Source organism: Roseateles sp. FW301-B2, from assembly GCF_058788955.1.
This window is the reverse complement of sequence record NZ_JBYTBE010000018.1, coordinates 1-21,862: the sequence shown is the minus strand read 5'-3', so window position 1 is coordinate 21,862 and position 21,862 is coordinate 1. Positions and strand designations below refer to the sequence as shown.

22 protein-coding genes and 2 tRNA genes are annotated in these 21,862 nt (G+C 66.2%); 5 read left to right on the top strand and 19 right to left on the bottom strand.

Annotation, left to right across the window (positions count from 1 at the left end; all coding sequences use genetic code 11):
* Positions 1-14: 14 nt before the first annotated feature.
* The 4 genes from rpoS to surE form a co-directional block, all read right to left on the bottom strand.
* Positions 15-1,007 carry an RNA polymerase sigma factor RpoS gene (rpoS, locus tag AC3WQY_RS13715; RefSeq protein ID WP_285232529.1) on the bottom strand — a complete coding sequence of 331 codons (993 nt, stop codon included), beginning with the start codon at positions 1,005-1,007 and terminating at the stop codon, positions 15-17.
* Between the two features lie 19 nt (positions 1,008-1,026).
* The gene (locus tag AC3WQY_RS13710; protein WP_285232530.1) at positions 1,027-1,929 is read right to left on the bottom strand and encodes a peptidoglycan DD-metalloendopeptidase family protein; all 903 of its coding nucleotides are present in this window, start codon (positions 1,927-1,929) and stop codon (positions 1,027-1,029) included.
* 66 nt (positions 1,930-1,995) lie between these two features.
* Positions 1,996-2,826, bottom strand: coding sequence for a protein-L-isoaspartate(D-aspartate) O-methyltransferase (locus tag AC3WQY_RS13705; protein ID WP_492709119.1), 831 nt, complete (start codon positions 2,824-2,826; stop codon positions 1,996-1,998).
* Positions 2,823-3,584, bottom strand: coding sequence for a 5'/3'-nucleotidase SurE (gene surE, locus AC3WQY_RS13700; protein WP_492709117.1), 762 nt, complete (start codon positions 3,582-3,584; stop codon positions 2,823-2,825). The genes AC3WQY_RS13705 and surE overlap by 4 nt, the downstream gene beginning before the upstream one ends.
* 95 nt (positions 3,585-3,679) lie before the next feature.
* On the opposite strand from surE, the gene AC3WQY_RS13695 reads away from it, so the two are divergent.
* Entirely contained in the window at positions 3,680-4,657 is a 978-nt protein-coding gene (locus AC3WQY_RS13695; RefSeq protein WP_492709115.1) for an NADPH:quinone oxidoreductase family protein, read from the top strand.
* A gap of 119 nt (positions 4,658-4,776) precedes the next feature.
* Entirely contained in the window at positions 4,777-5,520 is a 744-nt protein-coding gene (locus AC3WQY_RS13690) for a LuxR C-terminal-related transcriptional regulator (RefSeq protein ID WP_285232532.1), read from the top strand.
* On the opposite strand, the gene AC3WQY_RS13685 is transcribed toward AC3WQY_RS13690, so the two are convergent.
* The 11 genes from AC3WQY_RS13685 to uvrC all read right to left on the bottom strand — a co-directional run bounded on the left by AC3WQY_RS13685 (position 5,517) and on the right by uvrC (position 15,684).
* The gene (locus AC3WQY_RS13685; protein WP_492709112.1) at positions 5,517-5,741 is read right to left on the bottom strand and encodes a hypothetical protein; all 225 of its coding nucleotides are present in this window, start codon (positions 5,739-5,741) and stop codon (positions 5,517-5,519) included. The genes AC3WQY_RS13690 and AC3WQY_RS13685 overlap by 4 nt on opposite strands.
* 753 nt (positions 5,742-6,494) lie before the next feature.
* On the bottom strand, positions 6,495-7,136 hold the full coding sequence (locus tag AC3WQY_RS13680; protein WP_492709110.1) for a hypothetical protein: 642 nt from the start codon (positions 7,134-7,136) through the stop codon (positions 6,495-6,497).
* A 177-nt stretch (positions 7,137-7,313) separates the two neighbouring features.
* Positions 7,314-8,507 carry a DUF6538 domain-containing protein gene (locus AC3WQY_RS13675; protein ID WP_492709108.1) on the bottom strand — a complete coding sequence of 398 codons (1,194 nt, stop codon included), beginning with the start codon at positions 8,505-8,507 and terminating at the stop codon, positions 7,314-7,316.
* 115 nt (positions 8,508-8,622) lie between these two features.
* Positions 8,623-8,698: transfer RNA gene (locus AC3WQY_RS13670), tRNA-His, on the bottom strand.
* A gap of 52 nt (positions 8,699-8,750) precedes the next feature.
* Positions 8,751-10,667, bottom strand: a complete 1,917-nt coding sequence (locus AC3WQY_RS13665) for a SurA N-terminal domain-containing protein (protein ID WP_492709106.1) — start codon at positions 10,665-10,667, stop codon at positions 8,751-8,753.
* Between the two features lie 187 nt (positions 10,668-10,854).
* A tRNA-Val gene (locus AC3WQY_RS13660) sits at positions 10,855-10,930 on the bottom strand.
* A 31-nt stretch (positions 10,931-10,961) separates the two neighbouring features.
* On the bottom strand, positions 10,962-11,234 hold the full coding sequence (locus tag AC3WQY_RS13655) for an HU family DNA-binding protein (protein WP_282825557.1): 273 nt from the start codon (positions 11,232-11,234) through the stop codon (positions 10,962-10,964).
* A 281-nt stretch (positions 11,235-11,515) separates the two neighbouring features.
* Positions 11,516-12,391 carry a DMT family transporter gene (locus AC3WQY_RS13650; protein WP_285232535.1) on the bottom strand — a complete coding sequence of 292 codons (876 nt, stop codon included), beginning with the start codon at positions 12,389-12,391 and terminating at the stop codon, positions 11,516-11,518.
* Positions 12,392-12,409: 18 nt separating this feature from the next.
* On the bottom strand, positions 12,410-12,976 hold the full coding sequence (gene pgsA / locus AC3WQY_RS13645; RefSeq protein WP_285232536.1) for a CDP-diacylglycerol--glycerol-3-phosphate 3-phosphatidyltransferase: 567 nt from the start codon (positions 12,974-12,976) through the stop codon (positions 12,410-12,412).
* 100 nt (positions 12,977-13,076) lie between these two features.
* Positions 13,077-13,631, bottom strand: coding sequence for a hypothetical protein (locus tag AC3WQY_RS13640; protein WP_492709103.1), 555 nt, complete (start codon positions 13,629-13,631; stop codon positions 13,077-13,079).
* Positions 13,618-15,684, bottom strand: coding sequence for an excinuclease ABC subunit UvrC (gene uvrC, locus AC3WQY_RS13635; RefSeq protein WP_492709101.1), 2,067 nt, complete (start codon positions 15,682-15,684; stop codon positions 13,618-13,620). Before uvrC ends, AC3WQY_RS13640 begins: the two co-directional genes overlap by 14 nt.
* A gap of 42 nt (positions 15,685-15,726) precedes the next feature.
* Here uvrC and earP point away from each other — a divergent pair, with 42 nt between their 5' ends.
* Positions 15,727-16,806 carry an elongation factor P maturation arginine rhamnosyltransferase EarP gene (gene earP / locus AC3WQY_RS13630; RefSeq protein ID WP_492709099.1) on the top strand — a complete coding sequence of 360 codons (1,080 nt, stop codon included), beginning with the start codon at positions 15,727-15,729 and terminating at the stop codon, positions 16,804-16,806.
* 126 nt (positions 16,807-16,932) lie between these two features.
* Positions 16,933-17,487 (top strand): elongation factor P, encoded by a 555-nt coding sequence (gene efp, locus AC3WQY_RS13625; RefSeq protein WP_285232540.1) that lies wholly within the window; start codon positions 16,933-16,935, stop codon positions 17,485-17,487.
* A 46-nt stretch (positions 17,488-17,533) separates the two neighbouring features.
* Here the strand turns inward: efp and ilvB are convergent, their stop codons facing one another.
* Positions 17,534-19,261 (bottom strand): biosynthetic-type acetolactate synthase large subunit, encoded by a 1,728-nt coding sequence (gene ilvB, locus AC3WQY_RS13620; RefSeq protein WP_492709096.1) that lies wholly within the window; start codon positions 19,259-19,261, stop codon positions 17,534-17,536.
* 100 nt (positions 19,262-19,361) lie between these two features.
* On the opposite strand from ilvB, the gene AC3WQY_RS13615 reads away from it, so the two are divergent.
* Positions 19,362-19,823 carry an Lrp/AsnC family transcriptional regulator gene (locus AC3WQY_RS13615; RefSeq protein WP_285232542.1) on the top strand — a complete coding sequence of 154 codons (462 nt, stop codon included), beginning with the start codon at positions 19,362-19,364 and terminating at the stop codon, positions 19,821-19,823.
* A 12-nt stretch (positions 19,824-19,835) separates the two neighbouring features.
* Here the strand turns inward: AC3WQY_RS13615 and AC3WQY_RS13610 are convergent, their stop codons facing one another.
* From AC3WQY_RS13610 to yaaA, 3 genes are all read right to left on the bottom strand, one after another.
* Positions 19,836-20,129 carry a hypothetical protein gene (locus AC3WQY_RS13610; RefSeq protein ID WP_492709094.1) on the bottom strand — a complete coding sequence of 98 codons (294 nt, stop codon included), beginning with the start codon at positions 20,127-20,129 and terminating at the stop codon, positions 19,836-19,838.
* 84 nt (positions 20,130-20,213) lie between these two features.
* Entirely contained in the window at positions 20,214-21,047 is an 834-nt protein-coding gene (locus AC3WQY_RS13605; RefSeq protein ID WP_492709092.1) for a 2OG-Fe(II) oxygenase, read from the bottom strand.
* A 27-nt stretch (positions 21,048-21,074) separates the two neighbouring features.
* Positions 21,075-21,857 carry a peroxide stress protein YaaA gene (gene yaaA, locus AC3WQY_RS13600; RefSeq protein WP_492709212.1) on the bottom strand — a complete coding sequence of 261 codons (783 nt, stop codon included), beginning with the start codon at positions 21,855-21,857 and terminating at the stop codon, positions 21,075-21,077.
* Positions 21,858-21,862: the final 5 nt, after the last annotated feature.

Below are 21,862 nucleotides of genomic sequence, written 5' to 3'. Positions count from 1 at the left end.
CCGGCCTCACGGCCTCAGAAGATCGCGTCGCGGCTGATGCCGTGGCGCATCATGTTGCGCTTGAGCTTGTTGAGCGCCTCGATCTGGATCTGGCGGATGCGTTCGCGCGTGAGTCCGAGGCGGATGGCCAGCACATCCAGGGTCTCGGGCTCGCGGTCGGCCAGGCCATAGCGCCCCGCCAGCACCTCGCGCTCGCGATCGTTCAGCGCCGCCAGCCCATGGGCCAGCAACTCCTCCAACTCGTGGCTGAGCCGCAGGCCCATCGGATCCACGGCCTGCTCGTCGGCCACCAGATCCATCATCGACTCGCCGCCCTCGCCGTTGCGGTCCACGGGCGAATCCAGCGAACTCGGCAGCTCGGCATAGGCCAGCAGCTCGGAAACCTCGCTGAGCGGCCGCCCCAGCGCCGCGGCCACCTCGTCGGCACGCACCTGGGCCTCGCCACCATTCTGGCTGGCCAGGGCCTCCAATGCGCGCCGCGCCTTCAGCACCTGGTTGAGCTCACGCACGATGTGCACCGGCAGGCGCACCAGCCGCGCCTGATGCATCAACGCACGCTCGATGCTCTGGCGTATCCACCAACTCGCGTAGGTAGAAAAGCGGAAGCCGCGCTCGGGCTCGAACTTGCCGATCGCGTGCATAAGGCCGAGATTACCCTCCTCGATGAGATCGCTCATCGGCAGGCCGCGGCCAAGGTAGTTCTTGGCAATGCTGACGACCAGCCGCAGGTTATGCTGGATCATCGCCTGGCGCGCCGCGAACTCGCCGGCACGCGCACGCACGGCCGTGTCGTATTCCTGTTGCGGCGTCAGTAGCGGCGTGCGGCGAATGTCGCGCAGATAGGCCTGCAGCGCATTGCCAAGTTCGACATCGGCACCATTCGTGATCGGCAGGCGCAGCGCCTGCACGTCATCGTCATCCGGCGCCGGCTTGGCGTCGGCATCAAACTCGGCCAGGTCGATGGGCGGCCGGGTCGGGCTGGTAGAGGCAACGCGATGCAGTGACATGACGCGGCGCCTCCATCCATCAACGGGCCGGCAAGAGCTTGGCCGGATCTATGGGCTTGCCCTGCTTGCGCACCTCGAAGTGCAGCTTGACCTGGTCCGCATCGCTGGAGCCCATCTCGGCAATCTTCTGGCCCTTGCGCACCGGCTGGTCTTCCTTCACCAGCAGGGTCTGGTTGTGGGCATACGCCGTCAGGTAAGTGGCGTTGTGCTTGATGATGATCATGTTGCCATAGCCTCGCAAACCAGATCCTGCATACATCACGCGGCCGTCGGCGGCGGCAAGCACAGCATCGCCGGCCTTGCCCGCAAAGGCAAGACCTTTGTTCTTGACCTCGTCGAAGCCCGTCAGAATGCCGCCAGCGGCAGGCCAACCGAACTGCGGCTCATCGTCCCCCTCCTTGGCCGCCGCCACGGCCGGCGCTGTCGACTGAGCGGGCGCAGCGGCGCTGGCCGCCGCGGATGCCGCACTTGCGGCAGCCGCAGCCGGCTTGCCGTCCAGCGGCTTGGTTTCGACCTTGGCCGAACTGACCGGGCGGGCATTCACGCCCGCGGCATCCACCCCTGGCGCCACCACACGCAAGACCTGACCCACCTCGATCAGATTGGGATTCTCCAGGCCGTTCCACTTCACCAGATCACGCCAGCTCTGCCCGTTCTCCAGGGCGACGCGAATCAGGGTGTCGCCCGGCTTGACCGTGTAGTAACCGGGCTTGCCGGCGTTCTCGCTGCCGGCCGGCAGCTTGCCCTCGGGTGTCGTGCTCGCGGCCGTGGTCGGCGAAGGCGTGGCCGCCGGCTTGGCAGGCGCACCCACGGCGCGCTCCTCGACGGGAGCGCGGTGGCTGGGCGAGGCACAGGCGGCCAGCAAAAGCACCAGCGCGCCGGCCGCCAGGGAGGTCCATCGACGATTCAAGATCTGTTGCATGCGCTCTCGATTGCAAAGGCTGAGGGGCAAGACTGAACCAGGGCCCGCGTGGGCTCGGTCAGCGGCCTACAAGACACCGGATTTTAGGGGCACGAAAAGCACCGACTCCTGCAGGCTTCGTATGAATTGGCTAACGCCGGCTTCCACCAGATGGTCCACCACCACCAGCACCTGGCCGCGCCCGCTGGGCGCCGTCATCGGCGCCACCAACCGGCCACCGGGGGCCAACTGGGCCAACCAAGCCGCAGGCAGATCGTCGCCACCGGCGGCGGCGATGATGCTGTCGTAAGGCGCCGCCGGCGCATGCCCCAGCATGCCGTCGCCATAGAGCAGGCGGATGTGCAGCGCCTTGATGGCGGCGAGATTGATGCGGGCCTTGTCGTGCAGGGGCCGCAGCCGCTCGATCGACACCACCTGCCTGGCCAGTTGTGCCAGCACAGCCGCTTGATAGCCGCAGCCGGTGCCGATCTCCAGCGTCTTGCCCAGATGGCCGCGCTGCTGCGCGCCGGGCGCGGCCAGCATCAACTCGATCATGCGGCCCACCACCGATGGCTTGGAGATCGTCTGGCCATGCCCGATGGGCAGGCTGGTGTCCTCATAGGCCTGGGTTGCCAGTGCGGTGTCCACGAATTCGTGACGCGGCACTTGCGCCAGCGCGGCCAGCACCCGCTCATCACGCAGGCCATCGAGGCGCAGGCGCTGCACCATGCGCTGACGCACGCCGGCCGAATCCAGGCCAAGCCCGCTGGGCGTGGTCAGGCGCGCCGCATCGGCGGCGGCCTGCTGCAAATGCCGCTGCGGCATCAGCACCTCGCGCGCTACGCCGCCGCCAGCGCGGGCGCCAACCTTGTCGAGCGCCAGAGGAAAGCGCTTGCCGCGGGCTCCGGGCGAGTTCAAGTACGCGCTCCGCCGTTCGACGCCAGGCTGGCGCGCCAGGCAGGCAGCGCCGCATGATCGGTGAGATCAACCTGCAAGGGCGTGATGGAAACGGCGCCCGCCGCGGTCGCATGAAAGTCGGTGCCCTCGCCGGCCTCGCGCGCGTCGCCCGCCGGCCCGATCCAGTAGATGGGCTCGCCGCGCGGGCTCGATTGCTTGATCACCGGCTCACTGGCATGACGACGCCCAAGGCGCGTCACCAGGCGGGGGAGGTCCACGGCATCGGCGCGATTGGGGATGTTGACGTTCAAGAGGAAGGGGCGGCCCAGGCCTCCCGCCACCACCTGCTGGATCAGTTCGCGCGCCAGAGCGGCGGCGGCGTCCAATTCCCCCCAGCCCTTCTCCACCTGGGAAAACGCGATCGAGGGGATGCCGAACAGAAAGCCTTCGGTGGCCGCGGCCACGGTGCCGGAGTACAGCGTGTCGTCGCCCATATTGGCGCCATTGTTGATGCCCGAGAGCACCAGATCCGGCTTGTAGTCCAGCAGCCCGGTCAGGGCCACGTGGACGCAGTCCGAGGGCGTGCCGTTCACGTAGCGGAAGCCGTTCGACGCGGTGAACACCGACAAGGGCCGCGTCAGCGTCAACGCATTCGAGGTGCCGCTGGCATTCTGCTCGGGGGCAATCACCTCGATCTGCCCCAGCCCCTCACAGGCTTTCACCAGGGCCTGGAGGCCGGGGGCCAAATAGCCGTCATCATTGGCGATCAGTATGCGCATGCGGCGCATTGTAGGCAGGCGCGGCGTCACCTGAGCGACCACCGGCGTTGCCGCGCCTGCCTATGATCCGCCGTCCCATCATCGAGGAGTGAGCCATGCAAGCTTGGTTGTGCGAGAACCCCACCGGCGTCGACGCCCTGCGCTGGACCGATATGCCCGCGCCCGAGCCACAAGCCGGTCAGCTGCGCATCGCTATCAAGGCCGCCAGCCTGAACTTTCCGGACCTGCTGATCATCCAGAACAAGTACCAGATGAAGCCGCCGCTGCCCTTCGTGCCGGGCACCGAATTCGCCGGCATCGTCGAGGCCGTTGGCGATGGCGTGAAGGGTTTCAAACCCGGCGATGCGGTGGCGGCCTTTGCCGGCACCGGCGGCTTCGCCACCCATGCCTGCATCCCCGCCGCATTGGCGATGCCACTGCCTCCGGGCTTTGCGTTCGCCGATGCCGCCGCCTTCATCTGCACCTATGCCACCAGCCATCACGCGCTGATGGATCGCGCGGCCCTGCAGACCGGCGAAACCGTGCTGATCCTGGGCGCCGCGGGCGGTGTCGGCACGGCCGCCATCCAGATCGCCAAGGCCGCGGGTGCCCGCGTCATCGCGGCCGCATCAAGCGACGAGAAATGTGCCCGCTGCATCGAACTGGGAGCAGACGCCAGCATCAACTACAGCAGCGTCAGCCTGCGCGACGAACTGAAGGCACTCACCGGCGGCAAGGGCCCCGATGTGATCTACGACCCGGTGGGCGGCAGCCTGGCCGAGCAAGCCTTCCGCTCCATCGCTTGGCGTGGTCGCTACCTGGTGGTGGGCTTTGCGCAGGGTGAGATCCCTGCCCTGCCCTTGAACCTGGCCCTGCTCAAGGGCGCCTCCATCGTGGGCGTCTTCTGGGGCGAATTTGCCAGGCGCGAACCCGAACGCAATGCGCGCATGCTGGGTCAGTTGGCCGAGTGGTACGCGCGCGGCCTGGTGAAACCGGTACTCGACCGGGTGCTGCCGATGACACAGCTGCCCGCAGCCTTCGAGCGCATGAGTTCGCGCCAGGTGGTGGGCAAACTTGTGGTTACCAACGACTGAAGGTGGGCTGCCGGCGGGCGGGGGAGAATGACTTCGAAGCAACACCCCCTCCCTTCTTCACGGGGCATGCAAGCCTGGCCATGTGCGCTAGGATCCGGCAACCAGCTCAATCTCAGGCCATGGCAGTCAAAGTACTCATCATCGAAGACAACCCGGTCGCGCGCAGTTTTCTGTGCCGCGTGGTGCGCGAGAGCTTCAGTGATGCCATGGAAATCATCGAGGTCGGCGACCTCGAGGGCGCTCGCCGTCAGGTCGCCAAGCTGAACCACGAGAATTCCGAGCTCGGCTTCAAGCTGATTCTGGTGGACCTGGAGCTGCCGGATGGCAATGGCATGGAGTTCCTCGCCGAGTTGGTGGGCACACCGGCGGTGAAGATCGTGACCACGCTCTACTCCGACGACGACCACCTCTTCCCAGCATTGCAATGCGGCGCCGATGGCTATCTGCTCAAGGAAGACCGCTTCGAGGTGCTGGTGGAGGAATTGCAGCGCATCGTGCGCGGCCAACCGCCGTTGTCACCCGCGATCGCGCGCCGCCTGCTCTCGCATTTCCGCCCCGGATCCACCGGCGACAGCGGGCCGATGGGCCTGAACTCCGGCTTTGGCAGCCTGTCTTCCAGTGCCGCGACCCACAGCAACCGCGGCGTGGTGTTGGACCCCGCACCGGAATGGGAGCGCCTGACACCCCGTGAAAACGAAGTGCTGACCTATCTCAGCAAGGGCTTCACCATCAAGGAAATCTCCAACCTGATGGGCATCAAGTGGTTCACCGTGAACGACCACATCAAGTCAATCTACAAGAAACTGAACGTGTCGAGCCGCGCCGAGGCTGCCGTTCTGGCCAGCAAGCAAGGCCTGGTCTAAAGGCGCTCGCCCGACCCATCGGCCTGCGCCTGCAGGACCACCAGGTGGTTTGAACCCTCGGTCTGCGCCATGTGCGCCTCTTGCCGCCCCTCATGCGGATCGAAGACGCCGCCGCACAGCCCCAGCAGCGTCACCACCGCAATCAAGCTGATCCAGTTCTGCGGATCCTTGGCCAAGTTCGCCAGGGAGATCAGTTTGCCCAGTTTCACTCGCACTTGCATCATGTCGCTCCAACGCTAGAGTGGGCCGACAGCCCACTCGACTTGCCAGGCGGCAAGCATGGATACGAATGTACTGTATAAAAATACAGTAACGCAAGCCCGCGAGTTCGGGCCGTTGAGGCCGCCAATGCAAAAGACCCCGGGGCTTACGCCGCGGGGTCTTTGAATTATTTGGGGTGGCTGATGGGAGACCATTGGCCACCTAAGAACCCTAATGTTTTCAACGACTTAGCGTGGTTGTCACACGGGCCTGTGGTACAGATTGTGTATCAAGTCCGAAGCCAGTTGCAACCCGCTCTGGTAGCAATCCGGCGCCGTCTCCACCGCAGCGAAGGCAGCAATGCCGAGGAGCGTGGTGACAAGGGTTGCCGCTCGGTCGACAGAAGCGCCTGTGCAAGACGGGATGGTTGCGAAAGAAGCTGGGCTGCAGCGGGACTTGAACCCACGAGGCCCCAACTTCCCATCCGGTACGGCTCGACGCTGCAGGCTTTCGGGCCGAATTCCGCGGTAGTCGCCGCAGGGCGATATAGATGGTGTAGGCCTGACTGCCTCCCAAATTCAAGTTTACGGGTGACTTGGACTCCCCACTGGTCGCATGAGGTCACGACCAGCGAGTTGGTCAATGGCTACCGGCACGGTGGTGGTCCGTCACTACCAGCGCCTGCAGTCAAAGAGGAAGGGCACGACGATGCGTGCCCTTCGAATCAAGGCATGGCGCTGCCGGCCATGCAACTGTCAGCGTTGGTGCCCTCCTTAGTGCAGCACCGCCGCAAGGTCTTCATTGCAGACCAGCACCGTGACCGCATGCGTCACCTCCTGCCCACTAATCAGCGAGCCAACGCCATCCAAGGGACGGAGCAAATGCCCGAGCCAGATGAGCGCCTGAGCATCGCATGGGAGGCTGCGTGACTCCTGCAACAGTCGGAGCACCAGTCCCGGCGCACGAAAGCCGCCCGGGAGGTTCACAAAGACGGGTGTGCGCGTTGCCTCGTCCATGAGCAGTGCATGAATCCGTCCGCGTCGCATGCAGTCCAACAGATATCGTTGGATTCCAGGGTCACCGAGCGGCATCACGAATCTGGCCTGAGCCTTGTTCGCCTGCAAAGTGAGGAGCGCAACCTGCTCTCCGGTGCCAGGCATCACGAGCACGTCGAAGCGTTGCTCCGGCGCAGGGTTCAACGTGCCCAACTCAGCCAAGAGCGCCGCTGGCGCCCATGAAACGATGCAGCGCCCGTCGAATCCCTGATGTCCGAGTTCCCTGCGGAGGAAATCCGCCTCACGCACGCGCCCGATGCGCACCTTGGCGAGGCCTTCGCCGTCGTCAATATCCATAAGTTCCTTCGATAGATTGCCTAGGAACTTCGTGTACAAGCGCTCGCTGGGAATCACCGACAACCGCATCGTCCTCTCACATTGCCCGCGCCGCTCCGGCGCGCTCTTGGTCGTTTGTCGAGCCTGCAAGGGCCGAGGTCGCGGGTCAAGCCGAACGTGGAAAACATGTCTCTATAGAGGCATGTCGGGCGTGGCGAGGGTGCAACGCGTCGCGGTTTGCAGGCCGGTAGTACTTGGTCGCTACCAGCCATGTTCTGCGTCCTGGCGCAGGTCACTCAAGGCAAGCCCCGCGAGTTCTTCGGGACGTGCGCCGGTGTAGAACATCATCAGCGGAATCCAGTAGGTAGCTTCGCCAGACTGGCCCTGGGAACGCTCGTGCCGGGTGAAGACCTCGGAGCCGAACAAGGTGGCCAGGTCCTGCGCATCGAAGGGCAGCCGGCGCTTCGTGCGCCTCTTCACACTGCTCTCTTTCAGGCCAAGGGTGCTCTCGGCCGGGTTCTCCGCCAGCACATGCTTGCCCTTGGCAATCTTGTAGATGGCTCGAACCTTCGAGATACGCTCATTGATGGTCGGCACCTCGAGGCGAGGACGCATGTACTCGACGAATGCGGTCATCAACTTGGGCGTGACGTCACCAGGGGCACGCACACCTTGGCTCGCGGCGAAACGCCGCAAGTCACGCCAGGCCGTCTGCGACGCGATGGTGGTCGGCTTAGGACGGTTCTCGACGTAGTCGCGCCATGTCTCGAACACCTTGTCCCAGGTCGGCGAGTCCGGGTTGTCAGGCGCGCGCTCCGGCGCAGCTGCACGCAGCGGATGGCTCACCGCAGGCGCGACCGCGGCCGTGTCGACCACGTCGCCGCGCTGGCGGACCAGCTGCAGGTCCAGCGTCTCGACAACGGAGCGCAGGAAGACATACGAGGCTCTCTTGGCTTCGTCCTGGCTCGGGTCGAAATCGAGCCCGCACAGATAGAGGAAGCCATGCAAGGCGGGAAAGATGCCCAGGCTCTTGCCCTGCGCGAGCATGCGGCCCAGCTCCGCGCGCTGAGTCTTGAGGCGGTCGTCAAGTTCGTCGAACTCGATGTCGTCCATGCCCTGCTGACGGCGCTGCTCGTCGCCCAGCAAGACTTGGCGCACCCAGAACTTGGCGGCGCCCTGCAGCTGCTCGTCATCGAGCTTGGCGATACGCTTGGCCGCCATGGACGCGCGACTCAAGTCAAGCTGCTGGCGCTTCGCCTGAAACTCGGCGTCGATGCGAGCCAGCTCGACATGCGCCCGCTCTTTGGCTTGGCGCAGGTCGGTCGTGCCCAGGGCGACGACGATGTCAGACTTGTTTTCGGGGTACGCCGCGCGCAGGGCGGCGGGGATGCGGCGACGCACGTACTTGTTGCCGTGCTTGCCTCTCGAATAGATGGATGCGGTGATTGCTTTCATGGTCCTGTACCACAGAGTTGTGTGACAGGTCGTGTAACAACCGCGTTTATTCGCAGAAGCAAAAAGGCCTTGATTCCCTTAAGAATCAAGGCCTTACGTGCGTTTTAGTGTTCTTTGGGGTGGCTGATGGGACTCGAACCCACGACAACAGGAATCACAATCCTGGACTCTACCAACTGAGCTACAGCCACCGCAGAGCCTACGATTATAGGCCGATTTAAATCTTCTTGGGAAGCACTATTTTCAATTACTCGCCGCGGAGGCCGCCGCCGCTACGGCCGGGACCTTCAGCGTCGCCTTGTGGTGCGCTTTCAAGGCGCCATAGAAGGCCTGGCCCTCGGCGGCGGTCCAGGCTTGCGTGTACTGCGCCTGGGCGCGCTTGGCATCCACCACGGCCGGATCACGCGCCTCGATCTTGCTGATGCGCACCACCAGATAGCTGCCGTCTTCCGTGTCCACACCCACATGGGTCGGCAACTTGCTGACGTCGGCGCGCAGTACCGCCTCAAGGGCCTTGCCACTCAGCTTGCCCGGTTGGGCGCGCGACACCAGCATGGCGGCATCCAGGCCGGCCACATCGTCCGCCTTTTGCAGGGCCGCCAGACGCTCCTGGCCCGCCTTGGCCGCCAGTTCGCGCGACAGCTTGCGCAACAGTTGTTCGCGCACCTGCGGCAGCACATCCGCCAAGGCCTGCAGGCGCGCCGGGTTGTGCTGCACAACGCGCGCAGAAACCAGTTGGCTGGAGCCCGTCTCCACCGCTTCGGTATTGCGCTTGTTGCGCAATGCCTCGACGCCAAACACGGCCTCAAGCAGCTTGGCCGAGGCAAGCGGGCCGGTCGCGCCGGGCGCCGGGCTGCGCTGCACCGTGGCCGTCTGGATCGTCAGCTTGAGCTTCTCAGCCACCGGCTTGAGGCTGTCGGATTGCTCGTAGGCGGTGTTGCTGAACTGCTCGGCCACCTCGGCATAGCGCTTCTGCGCCAGCGCCTTGCGCACCTCGGCCTCGATCTCGGCACGTACCGACTCGAAGCTGCGCTTGTCGCCACCGCGCACGCCGGTCAGATGGATGATGTGATAGCCGTAGTCGGTCTCGATCACATTGCTGATCTCGCCCTGCTTGAGCGCGTAGGCCGCATCCTCAAACGGCTTGACCATGGCGCCACGGCCGAAGAAATCGACGTCGCCGCCGCGCGTCGCCGAACCTTCGTCCTGCGAGTTCGCCTTGGCCAGTTCGGCAAAGCCGGCCGGGTTCTTGCGCGCCTGCGCCAGCAAGGCCTCGGCCTTTGCCTTCGCCTTGGCGCGCTCGTCCGCAGCGGCCGACTTCTCGGCCTTGATCAGGATGTGACTGGCGCGGCGCTCTTCCGCCACGCTGTAGCGCGACTGGTTCTCTTCGTAGTACTTGCGCAGATCTTCTTCGCTGAAGCTCGCACCCGCCTTCAGAGCCTCGGCATCCAGCACCACGTATTCGATGTTGGCGCTCTCCGGCAGCTGGAACTGCGCGGAGTTCTTGGGATCCTTGTAGAAGGCTTCCAGTTCCGCGTCGCTGGGCGCGAGCTTGGCCGCGAAATCCTTGGGATCGAAACGCAGCACCTGCACCTCGCGGCGCTGCAGCAGCGCATCGAAGGCCACTGCGGCGCTGGCGTTGCCGCCCAGGCCAGAAGCGCTGATCGGCTGCAGCACCTGGCGCAGGGTCAGGTCTTGCCGCAAGCGGTAGGCGAAGATCTCGGAGTTCATGCCCTGGGCGGCCAGCATGCCCTTGTTGACGCTGCCGTCCGGGTTGCGCAGAAAAGCGAATTGCGGGTCGCTGCGGAACAGGCTCTGCAGGCGCTCATCGCTGATCACCAGATGCTGCGCCTGGGCGGCGGCCTGCAGCACGCGCTCGCGCACCAGGCCCTCCAGCGCTTCCTTGCGCACCTCGGGCGCATCCAGCAGCTTGGGATCCACATTCGGCGACTGGCGCCGGATGCGCTCGACCTGGTCGCGGTGCGCGGCATCCCACTCCACCTGCGTGATCTTGCGGCCGTCGACGCTGGCCACCCCCGCATTCGAGCCGTCCATGAAGCGGGTGTAACCCTCCACGCCCAGCAGCACGAACGACGGCAGTATCAGTATCAGCAACAGGAACTGAAACAGTCGGTTGTGCTTGCGTACGAAATCAAACATCGAGAACCTCTGACAGGCTTAGCGCCTACGCGTTCAAACGCTGAGTAAACATGGCCCAGGATCGACAAACGGCAGCCAATAGCACCGCCCTCGCCCGGCCTCAAACACGACAAAGGCGAACCATGGTTCGCCTTTGCGTCGGGTGACATTCTAGCCACTGCCCATGCCCGCAACTTGTAGGCATGACTGGTGGGCGCTGACGGGCTCGAACCGCCGACCTACTCCGTGTAAGGGAGCCGCTCTACCAACTGAGCTAAGCGCCCGGTATTCCGGGAATTGCAGCTGACCTGTCGATCAGTTCACCGCGTCCTTGAGCGCCTTGCCAGGGCGGAACTTAGGCACCTTGGCCGACTTGATCTTGATCGTGTCGCCGGTACGCGGGTTGCGCCCGCTGCGTGCGGCACGCTTCGTGACGCTGAAGGTGCCGAAGCCTACCAGAGAAACCGAGCCATTCTTCTTCAGCGTGGTCTTCACACCACCAATCAGCGCCTCCAGCGCACGTCCCGCCGCCGCCTTGGAAATGTCGGCCTGCTTGGCAATGTGCTCGATCAGTTCGGACTTGTTCACGAAGGTACCCCCTCAGTAGGTTTCACTGCACGACGCGACCGGCTTGCACCACGACGGCGCCATCGCGGCGCACATCAGTCAGCGAAGAGAAATGTCTTGCCCACGGGCTCCGGCACCCGGCAACTGCACGCACGCAGCGCCTGCGAAGCGACGACCGAAACCACCGCGGGAAGCGGATTCTAGACGCAATCAACAGCCCCACCGAGCAGGGAAAAGCCCCGATACAAATCATGGGGGAGACGGGACTTTTGGCACAGTCGGGCGCGGCCAGAGGCGCCGCCTCAGCGCATCACCAGCCGCACTCCCAGGGCGCTCAGGCCCATACCCAGCACCACCGCCCAAGCCAGACTCTCGCCGAACCAGAAATGCGCGATCAGGGCAGCACAGGGCGGGGTCAGAAACATCAGGCTGCTGACGCGCGTGGCCGCACCATGCTTGAGCATGATGAAGAGCAGCGAGCTACCGCCCAGAGTCAGCACCAGCACCGACCACAGCATGGCCGCCACCAGATCGCCATGCCATTGCATCGACTGCGTCTCGAAGGGCAGCAGCGGCAGACTCAGCAGACAGGCCGCCGCCAGCTGGATGCCCATGGCGCTGCGCGTGTCGCAGGGCGCCAGAAAGCGGCGCTGATAGATGCTGCCCGCCGTGATGCCGCACAGGCCCAGCAGGCCCAACAGGATGTTGGCCGCCGAGGCCTCGCCGGCGCCGAGCTTGCTCGACACCACCACCAGCACGCCCGCAGCCCCCAGCAGCAGGCCCAGCCACTGGCGCGGCCCCAGGCGCTCGGCGGCATCGGCCGACGACAGCGAGAACCAGAGCGCCGTCAACAGCGGCTGCATGCCGGCGATCAGCGCCATCGTGCCCGCCCCCAGCCCGAGCTTGACGGCACTCCAGGAGGACAGCAGATAAACCCCGTGCACGAGCCCACCCACCACGGCCAGATGCCCCCATTGCGCCCGCCCGCTCGGCCATGCCGCGCGGCCGAGCAGCGCCCAGAGGCCAAAGCACAGTGCCGAGAGCGCAAAACGCAGCGCCAGAAAACTGGCGGCAGGCGCGTGGGGCATGCCCAGCCGGGCAGCCACGAAGCCGGTGCTCCAGATCGCCACGAAGACGGCAGGCACATAGGCCTGCCAGCGTTCAAGCCGCGCGTCCATCGCGATCGCGCCAGCGCCTCATCGGGCCTTGGCGCGAATCTCGGGCAGGGCCTTCTGCAGGTAGTAGACCATCGACCAGATCGTCAGCACCACCGCCGCCAGAATCAGGGCGGTGCCCCAGACATGGGTGTTGATCACGCCGAACAAGGGGCCATCGAACAGCAGGAAGGGGATGGCCACCATCTGCACCGTGGTCTTGAGCTTGCCCACCATGTGCACGGCCACGCTGCGCGAGGCGCCGATCTGCGCCATCCATTCGCGCAGCGCCGAGATCGCGATCTCGCGGCCGATGATCACCAATGCCACCAGGGCGTTCACACGCCCCAGTTCCAGCAGCACCAGCAGCGCGGCACAGACCAGGAACTTGTCGGCCACCGGATCCAGGAACGCGCCGAAGGACGAGGTCTGGTTGAGCTTGCGCGCCAGGTAGCCGTCCAGCCAATCGGTCAGGGCCACCGCCACGAACAGCACCGTGGCCAGCAGGTTCTGCTGGGCCGGCGAGATCTCAAGGTGGAACACCCCGACGATCAGCGGGATGGCCACGATGCGGGCCCAGGTCAGGATGGTTGGCAGCGTGAAGAACATGCGGGCATTGTGCCCAAAAGCATGCACCACGCCGGGTCGCCCGGACGCTTTGCCTTCGCTTTGCCTCGGCTTTGTCGCTTTATTGCTGATGCAACCCGTTTCAGTCCAGCGTGCGCGGCTTGAAGCGGCGCTGATCGTTGAACAGGAACACCTCGTTGAACTTCCAGGGCTGCGGCAGGCGCGCGACGTTGCCGAAGGGCGCGGCACGGTGCACCGCATCGATGGCCAGTTGCACCGTGTCCAGGGCCTGACCGGGCTTGCGAAGCACATGGATGTTTTTCACGCTGCCATCCTGGCGCAGCTCGATCTCCAGCACCGGGATGGCCAGCAGCACCGCCGGCACTTCGCCCATATAGGTGCGGTCCGGATTGGCTTCCACCAGACGTAGCGCGGCCTGCTTGCGCAACTCGTCGTGCGTGCGCACGGGCTTGGGCGGCGCGAGTGCCGCGGCCCCGCTCTTCGCCACGGGTGGCGCAGGCGCCTTGCCATGCGGCTCCGCCGTGGCCGCGGTGGCCGGTGCTGCCGGTGCCGCCGCCTCCCCGGCGGGCGGTGCCGACGGCCCCGAAGAACAGCCCGCCAGCACCAGACCCAGCCCCAGGCAGGACCACAGCCCACGGCCGCCACGCTTGTTCCTCAGTACATCAATGCAGGACACGATAGATTTCCTCGGCAAGTTCCTTGGAGATGCCTTTCACGCTGGCAATCTCATCCACACTGGCGGCGGCCACGCCGCGCACACCGCCAAAGCGCTGCAACAGCTGGGCGCGCTTCTTGGGGCCGACGCCAGGTACATCTTCCAGGCGTGAGCCGCCGGTGCGCACCGCGGCACGTTTGGCCCTCATGCCGGTGATGGCAAAGCGGTGCGCCTCGTCGCGGATCTGCGCCACCAGCATCAGCGCGGCGGAGTCACGCCCCAGATAGACCTTCTCGCGGCCATCGGCAAACACCAGCTCTTCCAGGCCGACCTTGCGCCCCTCGCCCTTCTCGACGCCGACGATCAGGCCGAGGTCCAAGCCCAGCTCCTCGAAGACCTCGCGCGCCATCGCCACCTGGCCCTTGCCGCCATCCACCAGCACCAGGTCCGGCAGCCGCGCTGTGCCCAGCTGCGCGCCTTCGGCCAGCTTGCTGTAGCGGCGCGTCAGCACCTGGCGCATCGCCGCATAGTCGTCGCCGCCGGTGATGCCCTCGATGTTGTAGCGGCGGTACTGGCCGCTCTGCATCTGGTGATCTTCGAACACCACGCAGGAGGCCATGGTGGCCTCTCCCGCGGTATGGCTGATGTCGAAGCATTCGATGCGGAACTTGTCGAACTCGGGCACGCTCAGATCCAGCGCCTCCACCAGGGCGAGGGTGCGAGCCTGCTGCGAGCCCTCCTCCGACAGCAGCCGCGCCAGCGCCAGCTCGGCGCCCTTCACACACATCTCCTGCCAGATGCGACGCTGACCGCGCGGCTGCGCCTGCGTGCTGACCTTGTAGCCGGCCTGCTCGCTCAACGCCGCGGCCAGGGTCTCGTCCACCGCCTCGCTGGGAATCAGCAGGGCGGGCACGGCGGCCTCCAGGTAATGCTGGGCGATGAAGGCCTCCAGCACCTGGCGCTCGACGCTGGGGCGCGCGCCACCCGTCTCCTCGTCGTCCTCCAGCAGCACCGCGGCGGCATCGTCCACATGCTTGGGAAAGTAGGCGCGGTCGCCCAGGTGGCGGCCGCCGCGCACCATTGCCAGATTGACGCAGGCGCGCCCCCCCTGCACCTTGACCGCCAGGATGTCGACGTCGCGGTCGCGGCCGCTGGCGCTGTTCTCGTCCACCGCCTGCTGCTGCAAAACCTTGGACAACGAGCTGATCTGGTTGCGCACCTCGGCCGCCAACTCGTACTGCATGGCATCCGCATAGGCCATCATCTGTACCTGCAGGCCCTGCATCACCTCGTCGGTCTCGCCCAGCAGGAAGCGCTCGGCATTGGCGACATTGCGCGCGTACTCGAGCCCCTGCCCCGCCGGCACGCAGGGCCCCGAGCAGCGCCGGATCTGGTACAGCAGGCAGGGCCGGCTGCGGTTATTGAACACCGTGTCCTCGCAGGTGCGCAGGCGGAACACCTTCTGTATCAGCTGTATCGATTCCTTCACCGCCCAGGCGCTCGGGAAGGGCCCGAAATAGCGATGGCGCCGATCCACCGCGCCGCGGTAATAGCTGACGCGCGGGAAGGCATGGCCGCTGAGCTTCAGATAGGGGTAGCTCTTGTCGTCCCGGAACAGGATGTTGAAGCGCGGGTTCAGCGCCTTGATGAGATTGTTCTCGAGCAGCAGGGCCTCGGCCTCGGTACGCACCACCGTGGTCTCGAGCCGCGCGATGCGCGCCACCATCAGGCCGATGCGGGTGCCGCCATGATCCTTCTGGAAATAGCTGGAGACGCGCTTCTTCAGGTTCTTGGCCTTGCCCACATAGAGCACCTGATCCTGGGCGTCGAAGTAGCGGTACACCCCGGGCAGCGGCGGCAGCGCCAGCACCTCGGCCAGCACCTGCTCGCGCACCTCGCGGGCCACCTTTTCGACCTCGGCCACGCGCCGCGCCTCGGCCGCCTCGACCTGCTCGCGCTCCTGCGCCCAGCCGGCCAGGGCCTGCTCACCCAGTTCGGCGGCCTGCTCCGGCACCGGTGACAGCGGCGGCGAAGGCTGCGGGGGGCTTGGCGGCTTGACGGGCACATCACTCATGGGCCGGCATTGTGCCGCGGGCACCGCCCATAATCCTGCGCCATGACGTCAGCACTGCAATGGGATGTGTTTTGCCGGGTGGTCGACAACTATGGCGACATCGGCGTGTGCCTGCGGCTGGCGCGCGATCTTGCCCAGCGCGGCCAGCAGCTGCGACTGTGGGTCGACGATGCCTCGGCCCTGCGCTGGATGGCCGCCGATGGCCTGCCGGCGGGCCTGCACGTGCGACCCTGGGCCGAAGCCGAGCACGAAGGGCTGCCCGGCGACGTGGTGCTGGAGACCTTCGGCTGCGAGCTGCCGGTGGCCTTTGTGCAGCGCATGGCGGCACGCCCCAAGGCGCCCTGCTGGATCAATCTCGAATACCTCAGCGCCGAGCCCTATGTGGAACGCTCGCACCGCCTGCGCTCGCCGCAGCTCGCCGGGCCGGGCCGCGGGCTCGACAAATGGTTCTTCTACCCCGGCTTCACCGCACGCACCGGCGGCCTGCTGCGCGAGCCCGGCCTGCTGGACGCCCAGGCGGCCTTCGATGCGCCCGCCTGGCTGGCCGCGCGCGGCTGGCAGCCGCGCGCGGGCGAGCGCGTGCTGAGCGTGTTCTGCTACACCAACGCCGCCTGGCCCCAGCTGCTGGCCAGTCTGGCCGACGCGCCCACCCTGCTGTTGCTCTGCCCCGGCGCCCCACAGCAGCAGGTGCCCGCCGCGGCGGCGGCCTTGCAAGCGCTGCGCTGCATCTCCCTGCCCTACTTGAGCCAGGCCGACTACGACCGCCTGCTCTGGTCCTGCGACCTGAATCTGGTGCGCGGCGAAGACTCGCTGGTGCGCGCCCTCTGGGCCGGCAAACCGCTGCTGTGGCATATCTATCCACAAGACGATGGCGCGCATGGCCCCAAGCTGGAGGCCTTCATGGACCAGTATCTGGCCCATGCCGACGCTGACGGGGCGGCCGCGCTGCGCCAGGTCTGGCGCGCCTGGAACGGCCTGGCGCCCTGGTCGCCCGAGGCCGGCAGGGCCTGGTTGACCCGCCTCAAGCCAGGCCGGCAGCAGGCGCTGCGGTGGCGTGACGAAATGAGCAAGGCCGAGGATCTGTGCAGCCAGTTGCTCCGATTCGTCGCCGAATCAGGCTAAAATGCCGGGTTTCGTCGCGCCCGATACCAGGCTTGCGGGTGCGCCTAGGCAGCAATGACGGTGCTGTCGCGCTTGATGCGACGGTAGCCCTGCCCCAATCTGGCCTCCCAATCTCTCGGAATCAACATGAAGATCGCTCAGGAAATTCGCGCCGGCAACGTGATCATGCACGGCAAGGACCCCATGGTTGTGCTCAAGACCGAATACAGCCGCGGCGGCCGCAATGCCGCGACCGTGCGTATGAAGCTCAAGAGCCTGTTGAACAACTCGGGCACCGAAGTCGTCTTCAAGGCCGACGACAAGATGGACCAGATCATTCTGGACAAGAAGGACTGCACCTACACCTACTTCGCCGACCCGATGTATGTGTTCATGGACTCCGAGTACAACCAGTTCGAAGTGGAAGCCGAGAACATGGGCGATGCCATCCAGTACCTGGAAGACAACATGCCCGTGGAAGTGGTGTTCTACGACGGCAAGGCCATCTCGGTCGAACTGCCCACCTCGCTGGTGCGCGAAGTGACCTGGACCGAGCCGGCCGTCAAGGGCGACACCTCGGGCAAGGTGCTCAAGCCTGCCAAGATCTCCACCGGCTTCGAAATCCCGGTGCCCATCTTCGTGGCCCAGGGCGACAAGATCGAAATCGACACGCGTACCCACGAGTACCGCAAGCGCGTCTGAGCCAGCGGCTCAGCGCAGCAAAAAAGCACCCCGCGGGGTGCTTTTTTTACGCCTGCAGCTCCCGATAGACCCTCCCCTTGCCAAGCCATACCTCGGCATGGCTGGCACCGGCCGGAATCATCGGGAAGCAGTTCTCCTGCGCCGCCACCGCCACATCCAGAAAATACGGCCCCTCGGCTTGCAGGCAGGTGCGCAGGGCCGCGTCGAGCTGCCCGCGCTCGCTGACGCGCTGGGCCTGCCAGCCAAACGCGCGCGCCAGTGCCACGAAGTCCGGCAGCGCCTCGGTATAGCTGTGGCTGTAGCGGCCGCCGTGGATCAGTTCCTGCCACTGCCGCACCATGCCCATATAACCGTTGTTCGAGAGCACCAGCTTGACCGGCGTGCGGTGCTGCACGGCAGTGGAAAGCTCCTGGATATTCATCAGCACCGAAGCGTCGCCGCTGACGCAGACCACCAGCTTGTTGGGATGCGCAATCTGCGCCCCGATGGCCGCCGGCAGGCCATAGCCCATGGTGCCGGCGCCGCCCGAGGTCAGCCAACGTTGCGGGCGCTCGAAGCGCAGATGCTGGGCGGCCCACATCTGGTGCTGCCCCACATCGGTGGAGACGATGGCATCGCGCCCGGCCAGTGCGGCCTGCAGGCGGCTCATCAGGGCCTGGGGCAGGATGCGATCGCGCTCGTCATCGAAGCTCAGGCTGTGCTGGGCACGCCAACGCTCGATGCGCGCCCACCATGGGCCGAGGTCCGGCGCGGCCACCCTGCCCGCCAGCAAGGCACGCAGGCTGGGCAGGCAATCACCGCGCAAGGCAACGTCGGCGCGCACCACCTTGTGGATGGAGCGCGGGTCGATGTCGAGGTGGATCACCTTGGCGCCGGGGCAGAAACCGTCCAGCCGGCCGGTCACCCGATCATCGAAACGCGCGCCCACGCACACCACCAGGTCGGCATGGTGCATGGCCAGGTTGGCCTCCAGCGTGCCATGCATACCCAGCATGCCCAGGAATTGCGGGTCCGAGGCCGGGAAGGCGCCCAGCCCCAGCAAGGTGAGCGTGCAGGGCGCGCCGCTGCGGCGCACCAGCTGCGTGAACAGCTCGCAGGCGGCCGGGCCGGCATTGATGAGCCCGCCGCCGCCGTAGAACACCGGGCGCCGGGCCTGGCGCAGCAGCGCCAGCGCGGCGTCGATCGAGTCCCCCGCAGGCGGCTCTTCGGGCATCGCACCATGCACGGGCAGGGCTACCTGCGGCCGCAGCAGCGGCGCCAGCTGCACGTCCTTGGGCAGGTCCACCAGCACCGGGCCGGGCCGCCCGCCCATGGCGCGCGCGCAGGCCTCGGCAACGACGGCCGCCACATCATCGGCGGCGCGCACCTGGGCATTCCATTTGGTCACCGGCCTGGAGATGCCCAGGGCATCGCATTCCTGGAAGGCGTCGGTGCCGATGGCGCTGGTCGCCACCTGCCCGCTGACGCACAGCACCGGCACCGAATCGCACAGCGCATCCAGCAGCCCGGTGGTGGTGTTGCTCATGCCCGGCCCCGAGGTCACGAACACCACGCCCAGCCGGCCGGTGCTGCGCGCATAGCCCTCGGCCGCATGCACGGCAGCCTGTTCGTGCCGCACCAGCACATGGCGCAGGCGCGGCTCGCCATGCAAGGCGTCATAGAGCGGCAGCACGGCGCCGCCGGGGTAGCCAAAAACGGTATCGACGCCCAGGGCCAGCAGGGTGGCGATGAGCGATTGGGCGCCATTGCAGGGCGTAGCGTGAGTAGCAGACATGCCCGAGACTTTGCCGCAATCGCCCCAGCAAAGGCTGCTATTCTTCCGTTGGAATTCGCTGAATTCAGCAAATCATTCTGCGCAACGCGCAAACCACAGCATGACCCTGGACAAATTCGACATCGCCATCCTGAGCGCCCTGCAGCAGGACGCGCGCATGAGCCTGCAGCAACTCAGCGAATTGGTGGGCCTGACCAGCTCACCCTGCTGGACGCGCATCAAGCGCATGGAGGCGGCCGGGGTGATCGAGGGCTATTCGGTGCGCGTGAACCCGGCCCTGATCGGGCTGGGCGACACGGTGATCGTGCAGGTGACGCTGGAGAGCCATTCGGACGAGGCCTTGTTCGAATTCGGCCGTGCCCTCGAGCAGATCCCCGAGGTGCTGGAAGCCTTCCTGGTCTCGGGCGACTACGACTACTACGTGCGCATCGCGGTGGCGGACACGCGCGACTACGAGCGCCTGCTGCGCGAACGCCTCTACAAGATTCCCGGCATCCGGCACAGCAAGTCCAGCTTCGTGCTGCGGCAGCTGAAGCAGAGCCAGCTGCCGCTCAGGCGCTGACGCGCCGGCGTCTCAGGCCTGCAGCTTGTGCTGCTTCTTGGCCTTGGCGCTCAGCTTGCTGCTGTGCTTGGCGTGCGCGGCCAGCGTCTTCTTGGCGCCCTTCTTGGCAGCCTTCTTGGCCTTCTTGGTCTTGTGCTTCACCGCCGCCTTGGCAGTAGCAGCTGGCGCAGCTGGTGCGGCGGTCTCGGTCACCGCCTGGCCCAGCACTGCGGGCGCGGGCGGCTGCACCACCGGGGTGGCCGTCTGGGCAAAGCTGGCGGTGGCGAACAAGGCGGCCAGGGCCAGGCCCAGCATTGATTTCTTCATGTCGGAACTCCAAAAGGGGGCGCCGCAGAACTGCAGCAACAGCGCCAGTCTAGCGCCAGCCGGCGCGTGCCGAGCGGTGCAAGATCAAGTGAACTCGCGTTCGCGCATCCACTTGGTCGCCACCCACTTCTCGCCCGCCAGCACGGGCGAACCGCCGTGCAGGGTCAGGGTCGAGGGGTGCGCGCGCTCGTAGCTGAAGAACACCGCATTACCCTTGATGGGTGCCACGTCCAGCTTGATGTCGGGGAACACCGTCGAGCCGCCCTGCTCCGGCGTGTTGAGGTACATCACCAGGGTGCCGACGCGCTGGCCGCCACGCGCCAGGATCGCCGGCGTGCTGGCATGGGTGGGATCGAAGTAGTCGTAATGCGGCAGGTACTCGGCTCCGGCGCGGTAATGCAGCACCTGCAAACCCTCGCCGTTCTCCACCGGCCAGTGCAGCAGCTCGGCGATGCGCGCCTCCACGCGGGCGCAGATCTCGTTCTCGGCGCGCTCGAAGAACATGCCCTCGCTGGTGCGGGCCGCGTTGATCTCGCTGCCATCCTTGTCGTTGGCCACGGTCTCGGAACGCGCCAGCCGCCGGGTGGCGGCCGCCACCATCGCATCGCATTCCTCATGCGACAGCAGGCCGCCGAACACCACCACGCGCGGATGCTCGACGCGCAGCAGCACCTGCACGCGTCGGTCGCTCAGCTGGATCTCGGCCGGCGAGCGGTGCAGATCGGGCTCGGGCACCGGCGACGGCGGCGGCAGTTCGGGGGAGGCGCCGTCCAGGGTCTCGGCGAGGGCCTGCTGGGCCACGCTCTGCGACCAGCCGCTGGCGCACATCGACTGCAGAATCGTCTCGCGCGAGGTGCCCGCCTGGGCATGGTCCTGAATCCAGCGACGCAGTTCGCCGGTAATGGTTTGCGTACTCATGGGCGAACATTCTGCCCAAAGCGCCCGCTACTCGACGCGGCGCCGGAACAACAATCGCTCGGGCGTGGACTGCCCGGCATCGAAACGGTAGCCGTCGGCCGCAAAGGCGCTCAGGCCCTCGGGCCGATCGATGCGCTCGGTGATCGCATAGCGCGCCATCAGCCCGCGCGCACGCTTGGCAAAAAAGCTGATGACCTTGTACTTGCCGTTCTTCCAGTCCTCGAACTGGCACTCGATCACGCGCGGCTTCAGGCTCCGCCGGTCGGCCGCCTTGAAGTATTCCTGCGAGGCCAGGTTGACGATCACCGGCACCTTCTCGGCGGCGGCGCGCTGGTTCAGATGCTCGGCCAGGCGCTCGCCCCAGTAGGCGTAGAGATTGCGGCCCCGCGGGTTGGCAAGACCTGTCCCCATCTCCAGCCGGTAGGGCTGCATCAGGTCGAGCGGACGCAGCACGCCGTAGAGGCCCGAGAGGATGGCCAGGTGCTGCTGGGCCCAGCGCAGATCCGCAGCGCTGAGGCTGCGCGCCTGCAGGCCGTCGTAGACATCGCCGTTGAAGGCAAGCACGCAGGGCTTGCTGTTGGCGGGCGTGAACGCCGGCGTCCAGGCCGCGTAACGCGCCACGTTCAGCTCCGCGAGCGCCTGCGACAACTCCATCAACTCGCCCACCTCGGCCGCACTCTTGGGACGCAGCAGATCGATCAAGGCCTGGGCCTCGGGCACGAATTGCGGCTGGGTCGCCAGCTTGGCGATGGCCGCGGGCACCGGGGTTTCGTAATCGAGCGACTTGGCGGGAGAAAGCAGATAGAGCATGGGCG